The sequence below is a fragment of the Micromonospora coerulea genome (assembly GCF_016598485.1).
Taxonomy (GTDB): domain Bacteria; phylum Actinomycetota; class Actinomycetes; order Mycobacteriales; family Micromonosporaceae; genus Micromonospora; species Micromonospora coerulea.
On sequence record NZ_JAEMUW010000016.1, the window covers coordinates 108,405 to 130,423 of the forward strand.

Here is a 22,019-nt window from a genome sequence, read left to right on the forward strand (position 1 = left end):
CGTCAGGTCAGCTCTGGACGAAGACCGCCACGCTGCGCGCCGGCACGGTGAACGTGCCGCTCGCCCGGTCGAACGAGGCGGTCCGCAGCACCGGGTCGGCCGAGCTCCGCAGCACCGGGTGCAGGGCGATGCTCGCCCCGCGCAGGCCGGTCACCGTCTGCTCCGCCGCCTCCGGGGTGGCGTTGAAGACCACGGTCACCGACTTCCACTGCCCGTCCAGCCCCCGGGCGTCCAGGGTCATGGTGAGCACCCCCGGGGTCTCCTGCTCGCCGGAGAGCGGGAAGGCGACGCGCTTCTGCACCTGGTCAGCGGTGGCCAGCCCGAACACCGGCGACGACCCGCGGATCTTCAGCAGCTCCGCGTACCGGGCGTCGGCCAGGTCGATCGCCGCGCAGTCGGGCACCAGCTTCGGGTCGGCCAGCAGCGGCTTCGCGTACGACCACTTGCTCTCGTTGTCCTGCGCCGGTGGGAGACCGGCGCCGAAGCCGTTGCCCTGGGCGCAGTCCCAGCGGATCTGGTTGAACCAGTCACCGGAGTTGAACGAGTTGCGGTCCAGCGACTTGGAGCGCAGCCGGTCCGAGCCGGCCGTCACGAACCCGGTCCCCTGTCCCATCACCACGGTGCTCAGGGCGAGCACCTGCATCCGGGCCCGGTCCTGCGCCGAGGTGCCCTGCGGCAGCTTGTACGCCAGCGCGTCGTACAGGATCTCGTTGTCGTGCGCGTCGACGTAGGTGACCGCCTCGCCCGGCGCGGCGGTGTAGCCGGCCGGCGAGCCGTTGTAGTCCACCTGCGCCCCGGTGACCGGCTTGCCCGCCGAGTCGGTGAACCGGTAGCCGCGCAGGTTGCCGGCGAGCCCGACCTTGATCAGGTCCTGCTGGTGCAGCAGCCGGGCCTTCTGCTCGGCCGCCGTCCCGTTGACGTCGTCACCGTTCGGGTCGGTCCAGAGCCCGGACGCGAAGCCCTGGATCCGCGGGTTGCCGTCGAACGGGCCGCCGCCACGCACGGCGTCGCGGAGCCGGTCGTTGAAGGTGCCGATCCCGGTGCCGGCCATGTTGGCCTGGGTGGCCTGCACGAACCGGGCGTCGTTGGCGACCTCGCCGAAGTTCCAGCCCTCGCCGTACAGCAGGATCTTCTTCCCGTCCACGCCGTCCCGGGCCAGGGTGAGCTTGTTCAGCGCGGCCCGCACGGCCAGGATGTTCGCCTTCGGGTGGTGGCCCATCAGGTCGAACCGGAAACCGTCCACCTTGTACTGCCTCGCCCAGGTGACCAGGGAGTCCACCACCAGCTTGCCCATCATGGCGTGCTCGGGGGCGGTGTTGGCGCAGCAGGTCGAGTTGGCGACGCTGCCGTCGTCCAGCAAGCGGTGGTAGTAGCCCGGCACCACCTGGTCGAGCACCGACTTGCCGTCCGTGCCGGCGGCCGAGGTGTGGTTGTAGACCACGTCCATCACCACGCGCAGGCCGGCGTTGTTGACCTCGGCGACCATCTGCCGGAACTCGGTGGTCCGCGTCGCCCCGGCGGGGTCGACGGCGTAGCCGCCCTCCGGCACGGTGTAGTGCAGCGGGTCGTACCCCCAGTTGTAGCCGTCCTTCTCCGCCACCGCGGCGACGCACTTCTGCTGCTGGTCGGAGTCCGGCGGCAGCGCGGACAGATCGCAGGCCGGCTGCTGCTGGTCGGCCCGCTTCTCGGGGATGGTGGCGAAGTCGAACGCCGGCAGCAGGTGCAGGTAGTTGACCCCCGCGTCGCCGAGCGACTTCAGGTGCTTCATGCCGGCCGTGTTCGGGTCGGTGAAGGCGAGGTAGGTGCCCCGCCGCTCGGCCGGCACGCTCGCGTCCGCGATGGAGAAGTCCCGGACCGACAGCTCCTGGATCTGCGCCTTCGACGACGGCACGGCCGCCGGCTTGCGCAGCTTCGCCCAGCCGGGCGGCGCGAGGGCCGGGTCGTTCAGGTCGACGATCTGGCTGTGCGTCGAGTCCGATGCCAGTGCCACCGAGTACGGGTCGGTCACCGCGGCGGTGACCACCTTCTGCACCGCCGGCTGCCAGGCTTCCACCTGGTAGCGGTAGTACTTGCCGTGCCACGCCTTGGTGCCGCGCACCGACCAGACGCCGGTGTTGTCGTTGCGGCTCATCGACACCGTCTTCGCTTCGGCGGCCGGCGAGTCGAACAGCTGCAACGCCACGGTGCGGGCGGTGGGCGCCCAGACCGACAGGGTGGGCACGTTGCCGGCGAACGTCGGGCCCAGATTCGCCGTGGTGGCGGCCCGGTAGACGTCGTCGAGCACGCCGGGGATCTGCACCCCGGTCGCGCCGAGCAGCGTGCCCTCGGCGTCCCGCTCGGTCACCACGAGCTGCCCGCGCAGCGCCGCCGGCACCTTGGCCAGGTCGGCCCGGTCCAGGCTGAAGGCGCGGTAGGACCAGAGGTGCGGGTACGCCGCGCGCTGGGCCTCGGTGAGCCCGTTGCGCTGCGCCCGCAACGGCAGCGTGGTGTACGTCCCGGACAGCTCGCTGTCGGCGATGCTCAGCCCGCCGGTCGGGGCGGCCACCAGGGCGAACTGCTTGCCGTCGGTCGGCCCGGTCTGCCAGGCGACCGTGGACCGGTCGATCCACTGCGCCCGCTGCTTGGTGATGTCGACGTCCTTGGCGACGCCGGAGGAGGTGGCGGGCAGCAGCCGGCCCTTGACCCCGGCGAGCAGCCAGACCTCGTGCCCGGCGGTGGCGAAGTCCAGCCGCTGGTCGTCGGGCTGATCCTTGGTGTCGCCGTTGTGGATGATGTAGTTCAGCCCGGTGGCCCCGGCCGCGAGCGGGACCCGGAACACCGCGCCGTACGAGTCGATCTTCTCCGGCTTGAGCGGGTTGCCCCAGTCGGTCGGGTTGGCGGCGCCGTCCCAGAGGTGCAGGCCCCAGCCGTCGTAGTTGTTGTCGGCCTTGCGCCAGTGGATGACCGCGGTGCTCTGGTCCACGGCCGGATCGGGCTCGCCGGTGGCGGCCTGCCGGGTCGGGTAGAGCGCGCCGTCGCCCTGCTTGACCCAGACCTCGCCGGTCTGCGTCACGTCGATGGTGCGGTCGTTGCCGACGTCCTTGTTGCCGTTGGAGTCGACCACGAGGAAGCCGACGGACCTGGCGCCGGGCTTCAGTTTGACCCAGGCGAACCGGCCGAACGAGTCCTCACCGGCGAACGGCTGCCCTTTGGGCCACTCGGTGGCGTACGCCGGGTCGATGTCGCCCCAGGTGTAGAGGCCCCAGTCGGCGTACCCGCCGGCCGGACGCTGGTAGTGCACCACCGCCCAGTCCCGCGACGCGCTCTGGGCCGGGGTGCCGACGACGCCGGTGGCGCGGGAGCTGGCGACCCGGCCCTTGCCGTCGCGGACCACGGCCTTGTACTCCACCTTCGTGCCACCGGCCAGGCCGGTCAGGTCGTGGTAGACGGTGTAGGGGGCCCGGTGCGCGCTGCCCAGGAGGGTCCACTTGCCACCGGGAACCCGGGCGGCGAAGGTGACGGTGGCCAACGGATCGCCGGTGACCTGGGCGGTGACGGCGGCCTTGGTGGCGACCGGGGCGTCGCCCGGTTCGGTGAGGGTGATGCCCGGGGCGGCGCCCGCCTGGGGGATGGCCCGGTCGGCCTTGAGCACCACGGCCGACATCGCCGGCACGGTCACGCTCAGCTTGCCGTCGGCGGCGGCCGTCGAGCCGGCCGCGCCGCCGTAGACGCCGCCGAAGGTCGCGCCGGCCGACCAGGTGTCCACGGCGACAGTCTGCGCGGTGGCCGCATTGTTCACCGCGACGACGTACTCGGTGCGTTCGGCGGGCGCGATCCGGGAGAAGGCGAAGACGCCGGCACCGTCGGCCGCGTACCGGGTGACCTGGACCCCGTCGCGCAGCGCCGGGTGGGCCGCGCGCAGCTGGCCCAGCTCGGCGATGGTGCGGTACAGCGGGTGGCTCTTGTCGTACTGGTCGGCGGCGTGGGTGCGGGTGGTGCCGATCAGGTCGTCGTCGAGGTAGTCCGCGGTCTTCGTGGCGAACATGTCCTGCCGGGCGTCCTTGTCCCCGCCCGGGCCGGTGAATCCCTGCTCGTCGCCGGAGTAGACGACGGGCTGGCCGCGGGTGAGGAACATCAGCTGGTGGGCGAGCTGATCCCGCCTGAGCTGGCTGGCGTCGTCACCGCCGCTCGCGGCGATGAACGAGCCGATCCGACCCATGTCGTGGTTGCCGAGGAAGGTGGTCAGCCGGTTGGCGTCGGTGTCCCGGGCGGCGTAGAGGTCGTCGCGGGCATACAGGTCGGCCAGCGCCTTGGCGGAACCGTCGGCGGCGGTGTAGCCGCGGGCGGCCTCCTGGAAGGAGAAGTCCAGGGTGGCGGGCAGTCCGCCCTGCCGGACGTACGTCGACTCGATCTCCTGGTCGGCGCTGTAGACCTCGCCGAACATGAAGAAGTCCTTCTTGCCGGCCTGCTCGGCCGCCCGCTTGATGCCCTGGCTGAACTGCGGCCAGAAGTCCAGGTTGGCGTGCTTGACGGTGTCCAGCCGGAAGCCGTCGACGCCGGTGGACCCGATCCAGTCGCCGTAGACCTTGGTCAGCCCCTGGACCACCTCGGGCCGCTCGGTCCACAGGTCGTCCAGGCCGAAGAAGTCGCCGTACTCGCTGTTCTCACCGGTGAAGGTCGAGTCACCGCGGTTGTGGTACATCGTCGCGTCGTTCAGCCACGCCGGGACCTTGACCTTCGCGTCGGCGGCGGTATCGAACGTCGGCGTGTACGGGAACGACTTCAGGTCCACCTGCGGGAAGTCCCGCGTGCCGTCGGCGTAGTTGCGGTCCTCGAAGGCCCGTCCCTGCGCATCCTTGTAGGGCGCGGTCTTCTTGTCGACGTAGGCGTACTTGTTCTCGGCGTACTTGATGACGTCGGCGGTGTGGTTGACGATGACGTCGAGGTAGACCTTGATGCCCCGCTGGTGCGCCAGCGTGACCAGCCGCTTCAGCTCCTCGTTGGTGCCGAAGTGCGGGTCGACCTGGGTGAAGTCGGTGATCCAGTAGCCGTGGTAGCCGGCGGAGACGTCCGCGCCGGCGCCCTGCACGGGCCGGTTCTTGAAGATCGGGGCGAGCCAGATGGCGGTCGTGCCGAGCCCCTGGATGTAGTCGAGCTTGTTGATGACGCCCTTGAGGTCGCCGCCGTGGTAGAAGCCCTTGTCGGTCGGGTCGAGCCCGGTGCTCAACCGGTCACCGGTGAGGCCGCCGGTGTCGTTGCGCTTGTCGCCGTTGGCGAAGCGGTCCGGCAGGACGAAGTAGAACTGGTCGGCCTTCGCGGTGTTGGCGCTGGCCTTGAGCAGGGCCTCGGCGGACGGCTCCTGACGCCACTGCGCCGCGCCGGCGGCCGCGAGGAGGTCCGTGCCGACGGACCGGTCGGTGGCGTCGGCGCCAAGCTGGTGAACGGCGACCGGCACGCCGACCAGGGCGAGGGTGAGGGTGGAGACCAAGGCGAGCAGCGCCTTGCGCGATATCGGCGGGGGTTTCATCGACGGCCTTCCTCTGGTCGCTGATTCGCCCGCACGCTAGCTCTTGCCGAAACATTCTGCAATAGCTTGCAAACCGAGTCGCAACAAAGCAGTCCCCTTGCGAAACATGACACCGCATCGGCGCAGCGCGGCCGTCGCCCACGAGGGCGGCAGGACGGTCGAGCGCGGCGACAGCCCGGGCACCACCGGGGCGGCGGCAGCGATCGCGAGCAATGCCGGAAAACGTCCGCCCGGGCGGGTACGGGCCTCAGCCGATGGCGCAGTCCGCGCCGTTGACGGTGCACTGACCGGGCCGGTCACCGGTGCCCGTACGACCGAACCGCATCTGCACGGTGGCGCTCTGCCCGGCGCCGAGCGGGCTGGTGCCGCGCAGCACGAACGAGCCGTTGCCGCGGGACGTCACCGACAGGCCCGAGCTGGAGGAGGCCTGGATACTCTTCACGTTGCCGGTGAAGAGCAGCTCTACCCGCCAGTCCTGGCTGCGGGCGGATCCGTTGCTGACCGTCAGCCGGGCCTCGAAGGAGTCCCGTCCGCTCGCGGTGACCTGGTAGCGGGCGGTCACCGTGCCGGCTCGCGGGGCCGGGCGGGTCGACGCGGACGCGGACGGCGGGGAGCTGACGCTCGGTGAGGGGCTGAGGCTGGCCGACGGGGTCGGCGTGGCGCTGGCGTCGACGGCGACCAGCGGGGCGTCGGTCGGCGCGATGGAGGCCGTCGTTGCGGCCACGGTGGGCAGGTAGATCGGCGGGGCCGGCGGCGGGGCGACCGGCCGGCCCTCCGGCCCGCGCAGCGCGAACACGGCGACGAGCAGCAGGACGGTCAGCACGCTGACGCCCAGCAGGACCACGACCCAGGGCACCGACGTCAACACCCTCGCCACGGGCGATGTCTCCGAACGCTCGTCGTGCCGGATGCTCATCCGGTCCCCCCTCTCCGGAGCCGACGCGCCAGCGTAGCCAGCCACGGCCGGCGAGGCGGTACCGCCCACCCCGATCGGACCGTCCGGGTGGCGGGACACGGAAAACGGTCGGTCCGCGGCGGCGGTTCGGTGTCTACTCACGACCATGCCCGCGTTGATCCGCCCACCGAACGGCTGCGCGTAGGCATCCTCGCCGCGATGGCCGGTTCCGTGCCGCAGGGCGGTGCGACCGGGCGCTGCCGGTGACCCACCCGCGCACCCTCGGCGACCGACCGGGGCCGCCGGTCAGGCGGTACGGATGACGGTGCAGATGGCCGGGCCGTCCTCGGTGGCCCGCAGCAGGTAGCGGTAGCGCTCGCCCGGCACCGCCCGCCCCTGGCTGTCCAGGAACTCCCATCGCACCGCTACCTCCGTGAGCAGCGCGGATACCTGCTGCACGTCCTCGAACTGCGCGTTCGCCGCGACCAGTTCGCGCTCCTGGTAGTCGGGGGCGGCGCCGACGAAGGAGAGCGCCACCGCGGCCGGGGAGGTGAACGAGAAGCTGTAGGTGTCGGCGACCACCAGCCCGGGCAGGGCGTAGCAGCCGGCGATGGCGGGCACGTCGCCGGCGGTCAGCGCCACGCCGTACCGGTCGAAGAAGTCGGTGAGCGTGTCGAGATCCGTCGAGGCCTTCACGAGCGTCTCAATTGCCGTCCGCCGGGCCCGTCAAACCTGCTCAGCGCGGCGGGATCCGCACCTCGATCTCGGCACCGAGCTGGGCACCGCCGGTGAGGTCGAGGTCGTCGCCACTCCAGAAGCGCCCCGGGTCGTACCAGTTCGGCCGGCGGCCCGCGGGAAGCAGCCCCATCGCCTCGTACGTCACCGCCACCACCTCGGCGCAGTACGCCGTCTCCAGCGCCCGGTCGCGCACCGGCACCCCCGAGCTGTCCGGCGTGGAGGGCCCCTGACGCCGCACGGCGGGCACCCGCCCCCGCGCCCAGCGCCAGGCGAGCTGCGCGGTGGACGGGAACGGGGTGCCGTCGAGCCGGGCCACGGTACGCAGCACGGCCTCCTCCATCGCCGCGTCGGCCGGCGGTTCGAGCTGGCGCAGCCAGGCGCGCTGCCCGTACCGGTTGGCCCACACGCAGACCGCGTCGCGCAGGTTGTGCAGCTGCACGCCCCGCTGGTGGGTGCCGGTCCACAGGTCCGGCAGCGACCGGCCCAACTCGGCGTGCCACATCAGCGGCGGCATGTCGTCGAGCACCACCGCCATCCCGACATGGTTCACCGGGCTGTTGGTGGTGAACTGGATGGCGCGGTCCGGCACGCTGCGCCCCCGGAACACCCACACGTCGCCGGTGCGGGTCAGCTCCACGGCCTCGTCCAGGCTGATGCTCATGGACGACTACCCTAGGCGGATGCGGCAACGGATGCGGTGGTGGAAGGTGCTCGGACTGGCCGGTCTGGCCGGCGTCGCGGCGTCCGGGGTGGTCATCGCCCGGGCCGAGCGGCGGCGGCGGGCGTACACCCCGGAGGAGATCCGGGATCGGCTGCGGGAGCGGCACGCGAAGGCCGCGGGGAGCTCGACCCCGTCCGACGACCGGGCCTGACCCGGCGCCGCGCCGCTCACCCGTCGTCGCGGGCCGCGCGGCGCACCGCCTCGTCAAGCGCCACCGGGTTACGCCCGACCAGCGCGCCGCCGTCGTCGAACAGCAGGATCGGGCGCTGGATCAGCTCCGGGTGCGCCACCATCGCCGCGATCCAGCGGGGTTCGGCGGCGTCGTCGCGGGGCCAGTCCGCCATGCCGAGGGCGACCGCCGCCGGCTCCCCGGTGCGGCAGATGTCCCACGCCCGGGCGCCGAGCCGGCGCAGCACCTCGGTCAGCTCGGCCGGGCCCGGCGGCTGCTCCAGGTACGCCCGCAGCCGATAGGGCACCCCCGCCTCGTCCAGGGTCGTCCGCGCGGCGGCGCACTTCGAGCAGGCCGGGTTGTGCCAGATCTCCATGACCGACATGGTGACAGATCCGCCGCTGGCCGCCGAATCGATCCACCGTGGACAACGGACGGGTACATGAACTCGGGAGTCGCCTCTACGAGGAGCTTCCGCCGTCTACACCGATGGGTCGGCGTCAGCGGTCGCTGCCGGCGCGGACCGGCTGGGGCTCGTCGACCCCGTCCACCGGCTCCAGCCGGTGGGCCCGGCGGCGCAGCCACCAGGTGCTGCCGATGCCGGCCAGGACCGCGATGACCAGCCCGGCCCAGGAGATGTCCTTGAGCCAGTGCTCGGCCGCCCGGCCGAGCGTGAAGAGCAGGTAGGTGGTGCCGAAGGCCCAGACCAGGCCGCCGGCCGCGTTCGCCACCAGGAACCGGCGGTACGGCACGTGCAGCGCGCCCGCCAGGGGGCCGGCGAGGATCCGCAGCAGCGCCACGAACCGGCCGAAGAAGACCGCCCAGACGCCGTGCCGGGCGAAGCTCTGCTCCGCGCGGGCGAGCTGTGCGGGACCGAGGTGGCGGGGGAAGCGCCGGCCCAGCCGGGCCAGGAGGGGCCGGCCACCGCGGCGACCCACGGCGTACCCGACGGAGTCGCCGACCACCGCACCCACGGCCGCGGCGGTGGCGACCCACTCGGGTTCGACCACGCCGGCGGCGGCCAGCAGGGCCGAGCTGACCAGCACGATCTCGCCGGGCAGCGGGACACCCATGCTCTCCACGCCGATGACCCCGGCGACGATCAGGTAGACCACGCCCGGCGGCAGCGCCGAGAGCCAATGCTGTACCTCGACCACCGTCACCCCTTCCGGTTCGACCTCGAACCCTACCTGCGCCCGCGCGTGAGAGCCGCCCGCTCAGCCCGGTACCACCCGGCCCCGCCAGTCGAGCGCGGGCACGCCTCGGAGCCGGGTGGGCAGGCGGGCGGAACGTGATGGATCATGGAGGCGCCTCGTCGTCCCGAACCCCGGCACGAGGTTGCGCCAATAGCAAGACGGACGTACGGTTTTGTTGACGATCAGAATCGGCGGTAAGTGCCACCTAACCTGGGCGGCGCCCCAGCCGGTGCGACAGACTGCTCAGGACTACTCACGGTCGCTGGTGTGAAGGAGTACGACGTGGCGAGCCTCGACACCTTCGGTGCGAAGACCCAGCTACGCGTCGGAGACGCGAGCTACGAGATTTTCAAGATCGGCAAGGTGGCGGGGCACGACCGACTGCCCTACAGCCTGAAGATCCTCCTGGAAAACCTGCTGCGGACCGAGGACGGCGCGAACATCACCGCCGACCACATCCGGCAGCTCGGCGGCTGGGACCCCACCGCCGACCCGAGCGTGGAGATCCAGTTCACCCCGGCGCGGGTGCTCATGCAGGACTTCACCGGCGTGCCCTGCGTCGTCGACCTGGCCACCATGCGGGAGGCCGTCCGCGACCTCGGCGGCGACGCCAGCAAGGTGAACCCGCTCGCCCCGGCCGAGCTGGTCATCGACCACTCCGTCATCGCCGACCTGTTCGGCCGTGAGGACGCCTTCGCCCGCAACGTCGAGCTGGAGTACGAGCGCAACAAGGAGCGCTACCAGTTCCTGCGCTGGGGCCAGACCGCGTTCAACGAGTTCAAGGTCGTCCCGCCGGGCACCGGCATCGTGCACCAGGTCAACATCGAGTACCTGGCCCGCACGATCATGGAGCGCAACGGCCAAGCGTACCCGGACACCGTGGTCGGCACCGACTCGCACACCACCATGGTCAACGGCCTGGGCGTGCTGGGCTGGGGCGTCGGCGGCATCGAGGCCGAGGCCGCGATGCTCGGCCAGCCGGTCAGCATGCTGATCCCGCGGGTCGTCGGCTTCAAGCTCTCCGGCGAGATGCCGGCCGGCACCACCGCCACCGACCTGGTGCTCACCATCACCGAGATGCTGCGCAAGCACGGCGTGGTCGGCAAGTTCGTCGAGTTCTACGGCCCCGGCGTGAGCGCCGTGCCGCTGGCCAACCGGGCCACCATCGGCAACATGTCCCCGGAGTACGGCTCCACCGTCGCGATCTTCCCGATCGACGCCGAGACCATCCGCTACCTGGAGCTGACCGGCCGCGACCCGCAGCAGGTCGCGCTCGTCGAGGCGTACGCCAAGGAGCAGGGCCTCTGGCACGACCCGAACCGCGAGCCGGAGTACTCGGAGCGCCTGGAGCTGGACCTCGGCACCATTGAACCGTCCCTGGCCGGCCCGAAGCGCCCCCAGGACCGGGTGCCGCTGGGCAGCGCCAAGACGCTGTTCCGCGGCGCGCTGACCGACTACGTGGCGGACGACTCCGCCGGTGAGCGTGACCTCAAGCCGGGCGTCGCCCGCGAGCAGCTGCCGCGCGGCGCCAACGGCCCGGCCGACGAGGCCAGCGCCGAGTCCTTCCCGGCCAGCGATCCGCCGGCCAACGAGTTCAGCGACCCGGCCGACGAGCCGCGCGACCTGGAGACGGCCGCGGCCGGCGCCGGCGGGCGCGCCACCAACCCGGTCCGGGTGACCAGCGCCGACGGCGTCGAGTACGAGCTGGACCACGGCGCCGTGGTGATCGCCGCGATCACCTCCTGCACCAACACGTCCAACCCGCAGGTGATGATCGGGGCGGCGCTGCTCGCCCGCAACGCGGTCGACAAGGGCCTGACCCGCAAGCCGTGGGTGAAGACCACCCTGGCGCCGGGCTCCAAGGTCGTCATGGACTACTACGACCGGGCCGGCCTCACGCCGTACCTGGACAAGCTCGGCTTCAACCTGGTGGGCTACGGCTGCACCACCTGCATCGGCAACTCCGGCCCGCTGCCGGAAGAGGTCTCCGCCGCGGTCAACGAGGGCGACCTCGCCGTCGTCTCGGTGCTGTCGGGCAACCGGAACTTCGAGGGCCGGATCAACCCGGACGTCAAGATGAACTACCTGGCGTCCCCGCCGCTGGTGGTGGCGTACGCGCTGGCCGGCACGATGGACATCGACCTGGCCAACGAGCCGCTCGGCGAGGACAGCCAGGGCAACCCGGTCTTCCTGCGCGACATCTGGCCGAACAGCACCGAGATCCAGGACGTCATCGCCCAGGCGATCGGCGCCACCGGCTTCAGCGCCGCGTACGCCGACGTCTTCGCCGGTGACGAGCGCTGGCAGTCGCTGCCCACCCCGACCGGTGACACGTTCGCCTGGGCGGACGACTCCACCTACGTCCGCAAGCCCCCGTACTTCGAGGGCATGCAGCAGGAGCCGAGCGCGGTCGTCGACATCACCGGCGCCCGGGTACTGGCCAAGCTGGGTGACTCGGTGACCACCGACCACATCTCCCCGGCCGGCTCGATCAAGGCCAACTCCCCCGCCGGGAGGTACCTCGCCGAGCACGGCGTGCCGCGCCACGAGTTCAACTCGTACGGCTCGCGCCGGGGCAACCACGAGGTGATGATCCGGGGCACCTTCGCCAACATCCGGCTGCGCAACCAGCTGGTCCCGGGCGTCGAGGGCGGCTTCACGGTCAACCACCTGACCGGCGAGCAGACCTCGATCTACGACGCCTCCACGGCCTACCAGGCCGCCGGCGTCCCGCTGGTCATCCTGGCTGGCAAGGAGTACGGCTCCGGATCGTCCCGCGACTGGGCGGCCAAGGGCACCATGCTGCTCGGCGTCCGCGCGGTCATCGCCGAGTCGTACGAGCGGATCCACCGCTCCAACCTGATCGGCATGGGCGTGCTGCCGCTGCAGTTCCCGGTCGACACGAACGCCGAGTCGCTCGGGCTCACCGGTACGGAGACCTTCTCCATCACCGGCGTGACGGCGCTGAACGACGGCGACACCCCGCGCACGGTGAAGGTCACCACCGACACCGGCGTGGAGTTCGACGCGGTGGTCCGGATCGACACCCCCGGTGAGGCGGACTACTACCGGCACGGCGGCATCCTGCAGTACGTGCTGCGTCGCATGATCGCCAGCTGACCTACCGGATCAGCGAAGGGCCCCTTCCCGCGCCAGCGGGGAGGGGCCCTTCTCGGCGTACCGGAGAAACTCAGCCGCCGGCGCGGCGGCGGGCCTCGCGGGTCTTCATCGCGTGTTCCAGCAGCGTGATGAGCACTTCCTTGCTCGACTCCCGGCGCCGCGCGTCGCAGAGCACGACCGGCACCCCCGGATCGAGGTTGAGCGCCGTCTGCACCTCGTCCAGTCGGAACTGCGTGGCGCCCTCGAAACAGTTCACCGCCACCACGAACGGTGTGCCCCGCCCCTCGAAGTAGTCGATCGAGGGGAAGCAGTCGGCCAGCCGGCGGGTGTCCGCGAGCACCACCGCGCCGATCGCGCCCAGCGCCAACTCGTCCCAGACGAACCAGAAGCGGTCCTGGCCGGGGGTGCCGAAGACGTAGAGCACCAGGTCGTCGCTGATGGTGATCCGGCCGAAGTCCATCGCGACGGTGGTGGTGCGCTTCTCCTCCACCCCGGAGAGGTCGTCGATGCCCACCCCGGTCTCGGTCAGCACCTCCTCCGTCCGCAGCGGACGGGTCTCGCTCACCGCGCCGACCATGGTGGTCTTGCCCACGCCGAAGCCACCGGCGATCAGGATCTTGATCGCCGTGGGCAGCGACGCGGCCCCCGCCGGCCGCTCAGAGGGCCCGTAGTCCATTGATAACCGCCTCGAAAACGCTGTCGTCGGGAAGGCCGGCGGGAGTGGCGCGCGGCTCACGGACCTGCACCAGACTGCGGGCCACCAGGTCGCCGAGGAGGACTCGGACGGTACCCACCGGCAGGTCGAGGTGGGCGGCGACCTCGGCCACGGACTGCATCCGCTGGCAGAGGCCGACGATGGCCATGTGCTCGGGGCCCAGCCCGGACTCCGACCCCACGTCAGTCCGGGTCGCCATCACCAGGGAGATCAGGTCGAACGTGCCGGTGACCGGGCGGGCCCGGCCACGGGTCACCGCGTACGGGCGCACCACCGGGCCCGCGTGGTCATCCACCCACTCGTGCTCCGCGGAGTCCCCCTGGCCGGTCATCGCGTCGGGGTCTCGCCGGTCGACTGCTCGGGTGTCCGGGTCGGCGAGGCGACGAACTTGCCGACCCGGGTCACCAACATCGCCATCTCGTACGCGATCAGGCCGACGTCGGCGTCCTCGGTCGCCAGCACCGCCAGGCAGGCGTTGCGCCCGGCCGCCGTGACGAAGAGGAACGAGGACTGCATCTCGATGATCGTCTGCTGCACCTGGCCACCGCCGAAGCGTTTGCCCGCGCCCCGGGCCAGGCTCTGGATGCCGGCCGCCATCGCCGCCAGGTGCTCGCCGTCGTCCCGGCTCAGTCCCTTCGAGGCGGCCATCAGCAGGCCGTCAGTGGAGAGCGCCACGGCGTGTTCCGCCTGCTTCACCCGGCCGACCAGATCGTCCAGCAACCACGTCAGGTCCGCGCTTGAAGCCGTCTTCTGCGCCACTCGTCGTCCTCTTCTCCCCCGGCTGGTGTCGCCGTTGCTCGTCTGCGCTCCGCCGTACCGGCCGGCACCGGGTGCCGCCCGGCCGGGTCGTCCTCAGGTCGCCGGCTCGTCGCCGGTGTCCGGCCCCGTTCCGCGGGTCGCCCCGCCCAGGAGTCGTGCTGCGTCGGTGCGGCCGCGCCGAGTTCCGCTCTGGTAGGAGCTCATCATCCGGCGGACCTGCTCCGGCGGACGCATCTCGTCGTCCTCCGGGTCAGCGTCCGACATGGACGGATCGTCACGCAGCTCCGGTGCGATGCTCGCCTGCCGGACCCGAACCGGCAGGCCGGAGTCGGTCCGGGCGGGTTCCGAGCCGGCGGCCGGTCCGTCGGCCACCGCCGCGGCGTGCGTCGGCGTCGGGGCGACGACGCCGTCCCCGAGGGACCGTCCGGCGGTGATCGGCAGGCCGGTAGGGAAGGTGGGGCCGTCCAGCCCCGGCGGCCCGGTCCGTCGCCTGGTACGAGCCGGCAGCCCCGACTCCGTGACCGGCGACTCGCCCGCCCCGTCCACGTCGGCCTCGTCGCTCTCGTCGGCCTCGTCGGCCCAAACGCGCACCGGGTCCGGCCGGGTCGGCGGCTCCTCCGACGTCGTCGCCGGACCCTCGGCCTCGGGGGTGGTCGGCTCGGCGAGCGCCACCGGCGCGCCCGGCTGCTCGCCGGTCGAGGCGGTCCGCCCGGGCGTGCTGTCCGCCGTGCCGCCACCCGCGCCGACCCGAAATCCGCCGGAGCTGATCGGGTCCGGGCCCTCGTCGGTGACCAGTTCCAGCGGGATCAGCACCACCGCGGTCGTGCCGCCGTACGCGGACTCCTTGAGCTGTACCCGCACGCCGTGCCGCTCGGTGAGCCGGCTGACCACGTACAGGCCGAGCCGGGCGGCGTTGGCCAGGTTCAGCTCGGACCGGTCGACGATCCGGTGGTTCGCGGCGGCGAGGTCCTCCTCGTTCATCCCGAGGCCCCGGTCCTCGATCTCGATGGCGAACCCGTTGCCGACCAGTTGGCCACGCACCTCGATGGTGGTGTGCGGAGGCGAGAACGACAGGCCGTTCTCGATCAGCTCGGCCAGCAGGTGGATAACGTCGCCGACGGCCCGGCCGGCCAGCGACACCGGGCCCAGCGGCAGCACGTTGACGCGGGTGTAGTCCTCCACCTCGGCCACCGCGCCGCGGACCACGTCGACCATCGGGACGTTGCGGCGCCACGCCCGGCCTGGGGCGGAGCCGGAGAGCACGATCAGGTTCTCCGCGTTGCGCCGCATCCGGGTGGCGAGGTGGTCGACCCGGAACAGGTCCTCCAGCTCCTCGGCGTCGTGCTCGCGGCGTTCCATCGCGTCGAGCAGGGTCAGCTGGCGGTGCACCAGCGCCTGGGTACGCCGGGCCAGGCTGAGGAAGACCTCGCGGACGCTGCGGCGCAGCTCGGCCTGCTCGACGGCGGTCCGGATCGCGGTCTCCTGCACCGCGTTGAAGGCCTTGCCCACCTGACCGATCTCGTCGTCGCCGAACTGCAACGGCGGCGCCTCCCGGGCGACGTCGACCTCCTCGCCCCGGCCCAGCCGCTCCACGACCCCGGGCAGCCGCTCGTTGGCCAGCCGGAACGCGGCCTCACGCAGCCGTTCGAGCTGCCGGACCAGCGATCGGGCGGTGGTGATCGACACCACGATGGACGCGATGACGGCGAGCAGGCCGAGGCCGGCCGCCAGCACCATCCGGATGATGACGCCGACCGCGACCGGCGTCGCCCGCTGCACCACGTCGTCGCCGCCGGCGAGCACCACCTGACCGGTCTCGCTGAGCGCGGACCCGATCGTGCCCTCCCAGGCGGCGACGGTCACCGGCACCCTGTTGTGGGCGCTCTGCATGACCCGGCTCTCCAGGTCGGCCAGCCGCACGTACGTCGGACCGGCCAGCATCCGCTCGTAGCGATCCTGGTCGGCGGCCGGGAGCCGGACGATGGACTGGCCGGCGGTGAATCGTCGGGCACCCACCACCTGGGCGAACTGCGCCTGCTCGGCGGGGGTGATCCGGCCAGCCGCCAGCACGCCGGCGAGCAGCGCGTCCTCCTGGGACAGCAACTCGCGGGCCCGGTTCAGGCCGATCAGCGCCGCAGTGTCCTCGGCCACCTGCTCGTCGTCGAGGTTGCCCAGCGCGTCGTAGACCCGGTAGATCCCCTCGATCAGCCCGGTGAAGGCGACACCCGCGCCCGCCCGGTCGATGCTCTTGTTGTCGACCGCGGCCCGGGTCGCGGGAAGCTCACCCAGCCCGGTGATCAGCTCGTCGATCCGCTGGTGCAGCTTGTCCGCGCCGAAGAGACCGACCTGCCAGTTCCCCGTGGACTTCGCGAACTCCGTGGTCAACTCGTCGGTGCGCTGCCGGACCTGGGCCAGTTCGGACCGCCGTTCGTCCCCGGAGCGGCCGAGGTAGCTCAGCGACGTCCGGCGCTCAAGCTGCAACTGGAGCAGCAGCGGCTCGGTGGGGTCGAAGACCCTGCTGTCCAGCGCCTGCACCCCGAGCAGGTTGATCCCGTCCCGTACGGTCACCCACGCGGTGAAGGACCAGAGCGCGACCAGGGAAGCGAGCAGGGCAACAACCTTGGTACGCAGGTTTGAGCTGCGGAAGCGCATTACACCGTCCCTGGCGTGGCCCGTGCGGATCGAGAGTCGGCGTGCCGCGACCTACACGCATCGACCCCGGCGCACGCTAGCAGTGTCACGGACGTCACTCAAGCGTTCCTGATCATGACGATAGCGTCCGGCGGCCGGTCGGCGCCGGCCCGGCCAGCTCGGGCCGGGCGGCGGCGAGATGCTGAGCGGCGACAACGGCCGAGCGGACGATGAGGACCGGAGCGTAAAGGTCCTTGTCGTGCCACAGTGGTGGGTCGTCCTGCCGGCCGGTCGTCGCGGACAGGTAGGCCACGCCCCGCCGCGCCGACTCGGCCACCCCGGGCCGCACCGGCCGGCTGACGCCGAGCAGCACGTGCAGCGCGTACGCGGTCTCCTCCCGACTGCCCGACCAGCGGCCCCACGACCCGTCGGCGCGTTGGGTGCCGACCACCCAGTCGACGGCCCGGTCCACCGACTCCGCCGCGACGGCGGCCGGCGCGTACCGGTCCAGCGCCATGACCAGGCACGAGGTGGCGTAGTACGGCGAGGCGTGCCAGCGGTCGCACCAGCGGCCGTCAGGGTGCTGCTGCTCCCGCAGCCAGCGGGCGAGGCGGAGCAGTCGACGGGCCGCGGGATCACCGTCGGCGGCGCTCCGGCCGGCATGCCAGCCGAGCGCCTCGAGCACGTGCGCGTTGGTGGTGACCGACCGGCCATCCTCCCCCGGCCAGGTGCAGAAGTGACCGTCCTGCTCGTAGCGGATCAGGCTGGCCGGGTGCACCGGGTGGCCGGCCCGGGCGAGCGCGTACAGCGTGACGGAGGTGGTGTCGGCGTCGGCCGGCAGCCCGGGTCCGGTCGGCGTGCCCTCCGGCCCGAGCGCCGCGGTCAGCTCGGCGATCAGGCTGGGCGCCGGACGGGCGCGCAGCCCCGCCCGGGCCAGGTTCGCCAGCACCCAGGACCGCTCGAAGACGGAGATCGGGGTGCAGCAGGGCACCGGCCCGTCGTGCCGCTGGACCGCCTCCTCCAGGTAGGCCACGCTCGGGTCGGTCGTGCCCCCCGGCTCGCCGAGCCAGGCGGCGGTGGCCGCGGGCGACGCGCCGACCGCGCCCACGACCGGTACGACGTCCGCGCGGTGCCGCGCGGCGGGCCCCAGCACCTCCAGGGCGTGCAGCAACTTCTGCGGCACGGGTCGACCGGCGGCGAGCAGTCCGCGCAGGGCGTCCAACCGCCGGCGGTCCATGCCGGCGGGCAGCAACAGGGGCGCCGTCGTGGGCAGCCACCGCGGGTCCGGCTGGTCGTCGAGACCGCGCAGGTGCCCGTTCACCGCGTCGACGAGGGTGGGCACGATCAGGTCGGCGGCGGGGGTGTCCGGCACCGACATCCGCAGGGCGGTACCGAGCCAACCGGAGAGCGCGGCCACTCCGCGCCGGGCGGCGGCGCGCAGCTCGTCCCGGGGCACCCCGGCGGGTCGGCCGGCCGCGAGGGTGCTCAGCAGGGCCTCGACCGCGCTCAGCGTGGGCACCAGCGCGTACCCCTCCGGCGCGCCCCAGCCGCCGTCGGCGCGCTGGTGGTCGACCAGGTGGCGCAGCCGCTGGTCGTGGCCGCGCAGCCAGGGTGCGAGGGTGACCAGCCGGCCGGTCTCGTACACCGAGGGGGTGAGCTGCCCGGCGGGCTGCCGGAGCAGGGCGGTGAGCAGGCCGTCCGCCGCGGTACGGTCCGGCGGGTCAGCACGGGCGGAGCGGCTGTCGTACTGGCGGGCATCGACCCACGGGGTGCTGGTCACAATGCTCCCCAGAAGTCGGCGGAGCGGTAGAACCCGCTGCTGAAGCCGATCTGCCGGGCCAGGTACCGGGCCTGCTCAGGGCAGCTGCGCTCCAGCGGGGCCAGCAGCTCCCCCGCCCGCGCCACCAGCTCGTCGATGCGGCGTTCCACCTGGCTCCGGTCGTCGACCAGCAGCAGGGCGTTGAGGTCCCCCCATCGCAGGTCCCGCTCGTACGTGCCGAGATCGTTGACGAGGCGCAGGATGCGCTGGACCTCGGCGCTGGCCTCGATGAGCGGGTCGAGGTGGGCGAAGGTGGCCGGGTCGCCGGAGTAGATCCAATGGGCGACGTTGACCACGGTGCAGGCCAGGTTGTCGGCGTTGTCCAGGTAGTCGTCGAGGCTCGGCAGCGCGACCGGGGCGCCGTCCGTCCCGGAGGCCTGCTTCCAGTCCCACTCCCGGGCCATGGCGTCGAGCACCTTGCGCAGCTCGGCCCGCCAGACGGGACGGAGATCGGGGAACGCCGCGACGGTGGCCAGTTCGTCGCGCAACTCCGCCAGGAAGCGGCCGAGCGGGTCATCCGCGGCGGGTACGCCGCCGTCGGCCACGGCCAGGCAGCGGACCGTGATCCGGTCGATCTCCGTACGGGAGGTGGCGACGTAGTCGACGAGCCAGTCCAGCGCGAAGCCCCAGAGCACGGCGCGGTTCGTGACCCGCAGTCGCGCGGCATCGCACCAAGGCGCGCCGAAGGCGATCGCCGCGGCGATGTTGCCGAACAGCGCCGCGTCGAACGGCCGGGCCGGGAAGAGCTCCGGGTACCCGGCCGCCAGCTCGGCGAGGTCGCGTTGCCCCCGCGCCGCCAGGGCCCAGATCCGGCCCTGCTCGGCCGCGACCCGCATCTGTTCGGGGACCACGTCGGTCAGCTGGGCGGACGGGGTCATGCGGTCCCGCCCAGGGCCGGCTCGAGCGTCACCTCCACCCGCTGCCGGGGGCGCAGCGCCGCAGCGACCTTGATCCCGGGCAGCTCCGGCCGGCGCAGCCGGAAGCGGTAGCGGCGCAGCACGGTGGCCACGATCAGCAGCGCCTCCAGGTAGAACAGGTGCATACCGAGGCACTGGTGCGGGCCCCCGCCGAACGGGAAGTGCGCGTACCGGTGCCGGCCGCGAACCCGCTCCGGCGCGAACCGGTCGGGGTCGAAGACCTCCGGCCGGTCCCAGAACATCGACATCCGGTGGGTGATGAGCGGACTGACCACGATGGTCGACCCGGCGGGGATGCGGACGCCGCCCACCACGTCCTCCTCGACCGCCCGCCGGGGGAAGAGCCAGCCGATCGGATAGAGCCGCAGCAACTCGTCCAGGACCTGCCGGGTGTACCGCAGCTCCTTGAGATGGGCGCCGCGGATCGGCCCGTCGCCGACCACCCGGTCGATCTCCTCGTTCAGCTGGGCGGCGACCTGCGGGGCCGCCTCGAGGTGCGGCCAGAGCCAGGTGAGGACGCTGATGGTGGTCTCGGTGGTGGTGGCGACCATGGCCACGGTGTCGTTGCGGACCTGCCACTCGTCGAGCCGGCGGCCATCGGGCGTACGGCCGCGCCAGAGCGTCGCGATGACGTCGTCGCCGTCGTCGTCGGCGGTCTCCCGGGAGGCCCGGACGATGGGCAGCAGCAGGTCGTCGATGGTCTGGACGGCCCGACGGAAGCTCCGGTCACCGGGCATCGGCACGGCCAGCGGGGCCCACGGTACGGCGATGCGGGGCATCACCGACCAGGCGATGACGTCCTGCGCCTCCATGATCCGCATGGCGTCGGGCACCGAGATCTTGTCGGCGAAGAAGACCCGCATGATGGCCCGGCAGACGATCCGGGCCTGCTCGACGCCCATGTCGACCGGGCTTCCGGACCGGGCCGGCGCGTCCAGCTCGGCGACCGCGTCGTCGATCACCTCAGCCAGGGTGTCCACCAGCGAGTCGATCCGCCGGGCGGTGAAGAGGGGTTGCAGGATGTGCCGGCTGTCCGTCCAGTGTCGACCGTCGCTGAGGATCCCCTCGCCGAACAGCCGCTTGAGCGGTCGCCACTGGAGCCCGTCCCCAGCGCGCACGTAGTTGTCGGACCGCTCACGCAGCACCCGTTGCAGGTGCTCGGGGTGGGTGACCAGGAAGGGCCGGAACGCGCCGAGGTTGAGTCGGACGACCTCCCCCCGGGACCGCTCGCCGCAGTCCACGAGCGCCCGGGCCGGATCCCGGAGCAGGCCGGGCAGGATCTGACGTAACGGCATCGAGTCCGCTCGCCGGGTACCGGCCTGCCTGGCTGCTGCTTCCACCTGCTGCGGGCCCCCTTCGGGCAACGGTTTGTGGTCGGACGACTGTGCCGAGTCACGGTCCCGGGAAGCATGACACCGTCCGAGCAATTTTCTCTAGACGGTGAAAGAAGAATTTTCGCAGTGGAAAGTTTTATAGTCCACAAAGGATGCCGTCGGGACAGCTCAACGGCGCAACTCCCGCCGGTACCGCCACTCGCGGCCGACCACTCGGTAGCCCAGTCGGCGGTTGACGGCAAGCATCGCCTCGCTCTCGGCGTCGTTGCTGGTCACCGCGTGCCGATAGCCGGCGTGCCACGCCCGGCGCAGGCCGGCCAGCTTGACCGGACGCGCGAGGCCCATTCCGCGGTACGCGCGCCGGGTGCCGGTCATGCCCGACTGGTAGCGGTCCCGCCCGTCGGTCAGCGCAAAGCTGAACGCCACCACCACATCATCCACCAGCGCCACCGAGGTCAGTGAGCGATCCAGGTCCGGTCGATCCCAATAGGCGGCTCGCCAGTCGTCGTAGGAGATCTCGTCCATCCCCACCTCGCCGGGCTCGTCCCGGGAGACGTCAAGGTCCGCCGCGTAGAGAGCCTTCGGGTCGGCCAGCTCCGCCGCCGAGGTGAGCCGGACCCCGGACGGCGCCGGAACCTGCGGCAGCTCGGTCGCGGCCAGGTCGAGGTGGAGCAGCCGGGCCAGCCGGCCGCGCCGGTAGCCGCGCCGCTCGGCCAGGGCGATCGCCGCCGGATCGTCGGCCACCTTGGCGTACGCGGTCAGCACGCCCAGCCCCGCGAGCCGCTCCTCAGCGGCGGCCAGCAGCGCGGCACCGGCGCCCCGGCCGCGGCGGTGCGGGTGCACGGTGACGTTGGCGAAGCCCAGCCCCGGCTCCGCGCTCTCGTGGAGCAGCCCGGTCCGCGCCACGCCCACCAGCTCCCCGGCAGACTCGGCGACGAGCGCGGCATGACGCTCGGCCGCCGGCGCCGAGGTGGCCTGCCAGCCAAGCAGCTCCGGCGTGACCACCTGGTACGGCGCGCCGGCCCGGAGCGCCGCCGCGGCGGCGCGGGCGTCGGCGGACCGGAAGGCACGGATGATGACGGCCATCGCCGGCAACCTACCCTTGCGCCACCACGCCCGAGCACCCCGCCACCGGATACCGTCGGGCGTCGGCGCCGCCCGGTTCGGGGCGTGCCGGCGGGGAGAACGTGGGCGTGTCCGGGCGGCCTGTGCCAGGCTCATGGGCATGGACGACAAGACCATCCTGAACCGGATCTCCGAACTGGTCGACGAGGAGCACCGGCTCCGCTCCGCCGCGCAGGAGCACGAGTCCGGCACCGACGACGAGGCCAAGGAACGGCTGCGGGCGTTGGAAGAATCCCTCGACCAGTGCTGGGACCTGCTGCGCCGCCGCCGGGCGGCCCGGCAGGCGCACGGCGATCCGGACGCTCAGGGCGAGCGGCCGGTGCCGGCGGTCGAGCGCTACCTCCAGTGAACCCGGGTCCCGGGCGGGGCGACCC

At 72.4% G+C, this 22,019-nt stretch carries 17 protein-coding genes; 3 read left to right on the forward strand and 14 right to left on the reverse strand.

The genetic code is table 11. The features are described 5' to 3' along the window. Positions 1-7 precede the first annotated feature (7 nt). The 4 genes from pulA to I8N68_RS20925 form a co-directional block, all read right to left on the reverse strand. Positions 8-5,506 carry a pullulanase-type alpha-1,6-glucosidase gene (gene pulA / locus I8N68_RS20910; RefSeq protein ID WP_200212611.1) on the reverse strand — a complete coding sequence of 1,833 codons (5,499 nt, stop codon included), beginning with the start codon at positions 5,504-5,506 and terminating at the stop codon, positions 8-10. Between the two features lie 247 nt (positions 5,507-5,753). Continuing rightward, positions 5,754-6,422, reverse strand: a complete 669-nt coding sequence (locus I8N68_RS20915) for a cellulose binding domain-containing protein (RefSeq protein WP_200212619.1) — start codon at positions 6,420-6,422, stop codon at positions 5,754-5,756. A gap of 285 nt (positions 6,423-6,707) precedes the next feature. Then, positions 6,708-7,097 carry a DUF6841 family protein gene (locus tag I8N68_RS20920; RefSeq protein ID WP_200212625.1) on the reverse strand — a complete coding sequence of 130 codons (390 nt, stop codon included), beginning with the start codon at positions 7,095-7,097 and terminating at the stop codon, positions 6,708-6,710. A gap of 40 nt (positions 7,098-7,137) precedes the next feature. Continuing rightward, a complete protein-coding gene (locus I8N68_RS20925) occupies positions 7,138-7,800 on the reverse strand; it encodes a hypothetical protein (protein ID WP_200212631.1) in 663 nt (220 codons plus the stop codon). Between the two features lie 31 nt (positions 7,801-7,831). Between I8N68_RS20925 and I8N68_RS20930 the strand changes: the two genes are divergently transcribed. Next, on the forward strand, positions 7,832-8,011 hold the full coding sequence (locus I8N68_RS20930; protein WP_200212836.1) for a hypothetical protein: 180 nt from the start codon (positions 7,832-7,834) through the stop codon (positions 8,009-8,011). Between the two features lie 16 nt (positions 8,012-8,027). Here I8N68_RS20930 and I8N68_RS20935 read toward each other — a convergent pair whose 3' ends face one another. Both I8N68_RS20935 and I8N68_RS20940 read right to left on the reverse strand, forming a co-directional pair. Then, positions 8,028-8,405, reverse strand: coding sequence for an ArsC/Spx/MgsR family protein (locus I8N68_RS20935; RefSeq protein WP_200212638.1), 378 nt, complete (start codon positions 8,403-8,405; stop codon positions 8,028-8,030). Between the two features lie 124 nt (positions 8,406-8,529). After that, positions 8,530-9,186: a DedA family protein gene (locus I8N68_RS20940; RefSeq protein ID WP_200212640.1), complete on the reverse strand. Its 657-nt coding sequence runs from the start codon at positions 9,184-9,186 to the stop codon at positions 8,530-8,532. A 306-nt stretch (positions 9,187-9,492) separates the two neighbouring features. On the opposite strand from I8N68_RS20940, the gene I8N68_RS20945 reads away from it, so the two are divergent. Further along, positions 9,493-12,345 (forward strand): aconitate hydratase, encoded by a 2,853-nt coding sequence (locus tag I8N68_RS20945; protein ID WP_200212642.1) that lies wholly within the window; start codon positions 9,493-9,495, stop codon positions 12,343-12,345. A gap of 70 nt (positions 12,346-12,415) precedes the next feature. Here I8N68_RS20945 and I8N68_RS20950 read toward each other — a convergent pair whose 3' ends face one another. From I8N68_RS20950 to I8N68_RS20985, 8 genes are all read right to left on the reverse strand, one after another. Beyond that, positions 12,416-13,021, reverse strand: coding sequence for a GTP-binding protein (locus tag I8N68_RS20950; RefSeq protein WP_200212644.1), 606 nt, complete (start codon positions 13,019-13,021; stop codon positions 12,416-12,418). Further along, positions 13,002-13,391, reverse strand: a complete 390-nt coding sequence (locus I8N68_RS20955; RefSeq protein WP_200212646.1) for a DUF742 domain-containing protein — start codon at positions 13,389-13,391, stop codon at positions 13,002-13,004. The genes I8N68_RS20950 and I8N68_RS20955 overlap by 20 nt, the downstream gene beginning before the upstream one ends. Next, positions 13,388-13,819 carry a roadblock/LC7 domain-containing protein gene (locus I8N68_RS20960; RefSeq protein WP_200212648.1) on the reverse strand — a complete coding sequence of 144 codons (432 nt, stop codon included), beginning with the start codon at positions 13,817-13,819 and terminating at the stop codon, positions 13,388-13,390. Before I8N68_RS20960 ends, I8N68_RS20955 begins: the two co-directional genes overlap by 4 nt. Before the next feature lie 93 nt (positions 13,820-13,912). Next, positions 13,913-16,471 (reverse strand): sensor histidine kinase, encoded by a 2,559-nt coding sequence (locus I8N68_RS20965; protein WP_200212650.1) that lies wholly within the window; start codon positions 16,469-16,471, stop codon positions 13,913-13,915. Positions 16,472-16,583: 112 nt separating this feature from the next. Further along, positions 16,584-18,230, reverse strand: coding sequence for a prenyltransferase/squalene oxidase repeat-containing protein (locus I8N68_RS20970; RefSeq protein ID WP_307812904.1), 1,647 nt, complete (start codon positions 18,228-18,230; stop codon positions 16,584-16,586). Continuing rightward, positions 18,227-19,147: a terpene synthase family protein gene (locus tag I8N68_RS20975; protein WP_200212652.1), complete on the reverse strand. Its 921-nt coding sequence runs from the start codon at positions 19,145-19,147 to the stop codon at positions 18,227-18,229. Before I8N68_RS20975 ends, I8N68_RS20970 begins: the two co-directional genes overlap by 4 nt. Further along, a complete protein-coding gene (locus tag I8N68_RS20980; RefSeq protein ID WP_200212657.1) occupies positions 19,144-20,481 on the reverse strand; it encodes a cytochrome P450 in 1,338 nt (445 codons plus the stop codon). The genes I8N68_RS20975 and I8N68_RS20980 overlap by 4 nt, the downstream gene beginning before the upstream one ends. A 207-nt stretch (positions 20,482-20,688) precedes the next feature. Next, the gene (locus tag I8N68_RS20985; protein ID WP_200212658.1) at positions 20,689-21,606 is read right to left on the reverse strand and encodes a GNAT family N-acetyltransferase; all 918 of its coding nucleotides are present in this window, start codon (positions 21,604-21,606) and stop codon (positions 20,689-20,691) included. 133 nt (positions 21,607-21,739) lie between these two features. Here I8N68_RS20985 and I8N68_RS20990 point away from each other — a divergent pair, with 133 nt between their 5' ends. Next, a complete protein-coding gene (locus I8N68_RS20990) occupies positions 21,740-21,994 on the forward strand; it encodes a DUF2630 family protein (protein ID WP_200212659.1) in 255 nt (84 codons plus the stop codon). The last annotated feature ends 25 nt before the right edge of the window (positions 21,995-22,019 follow it).

Coding starts and splice junctions, on each gene's coding strand:
- I8N68_RS20975 (WP_200212652.1), bottom strand. CDS start 19,147: ATGACCCCGTCCGCCCAGCTGACCGACGTGGTCCCCGAACAGATGCGG.
- I8N68_RS20965 (WP_200212650.1), bottom strand. CDS start 16,471: ATGCGCTTCCGCAGCTCAAACCTGCGTACCAAGGTTGTTGCCCTGCTC.
- pulA (WP_200212611.1), bottom strand. CDS start 5,506: ATGAAACCCCCGCCGATATCGCGCAAGGCGCTGCTCGCCTTGGTCTCC.
- I8N68_RS20955 (WP_200212646.1), bottom strand. CDS start 13,391: ATGACCGGCCAGGGGGACTCCGCGGAGCACGAGTGGGTGGATGACCAC.
- I8N68_RS20950 (WP_200212644.1), bottom strand. CDS start 13,021: ATGGACTACGGGCCCTCTGAGCGGCCGGCGGGGGCCGCGTCGCTGCCC.
- I8N68_RS20930 (WP_200212836.1), top strand. CDS start 7,832: ATGCGGTGGTGGAAGGTGCTCGGACTGGCCGGTCTGGCCGGCGTCGCG.
- I8N68_RS20925 (WP_200212631.1), bottom strand. CDS start 7,800: ATGAGCATCAGCCTGGACGAGGCCGTGGAGCTGACCCGCACCGGCGAC.
- I8N68_RS20980 (WP_200212657.1), bottom strand. CDS start 20,481: ATGCCGTTACGTCAGATCCTGCCCGGCCTGCTCCGGGATCCGGCCCGG.
- I8N68_RS20990 (WP_200212659.1), top strand. CDS start 21,740: ATGGGCATGGACGACAAGACCATCCTGAACCGGATCTCCGAACTGGTC.
- I8N68_RS20915 (WP_200212619.1), bottom strand. CDS start 6,422: ATGAGCATCCGGCACGACGAGCGTTCGGAGACATCGCCCGTGGCGAGG.
- I8N68_RS20985 (WP_200212658.1), bottom strand. CDS start 21,606: ATGGCCGTCATCATCCGTGCCTTCCGGTCCGCCGACGCCCGCGCCGCC.
- I8N68_RS20935 (WP_200212638.1), bottom strand. CDS start 8,405: ATGGAGATCTGGCACAACCCGGCCTGCTCGAAGTGCGCCGCCGCGCGG.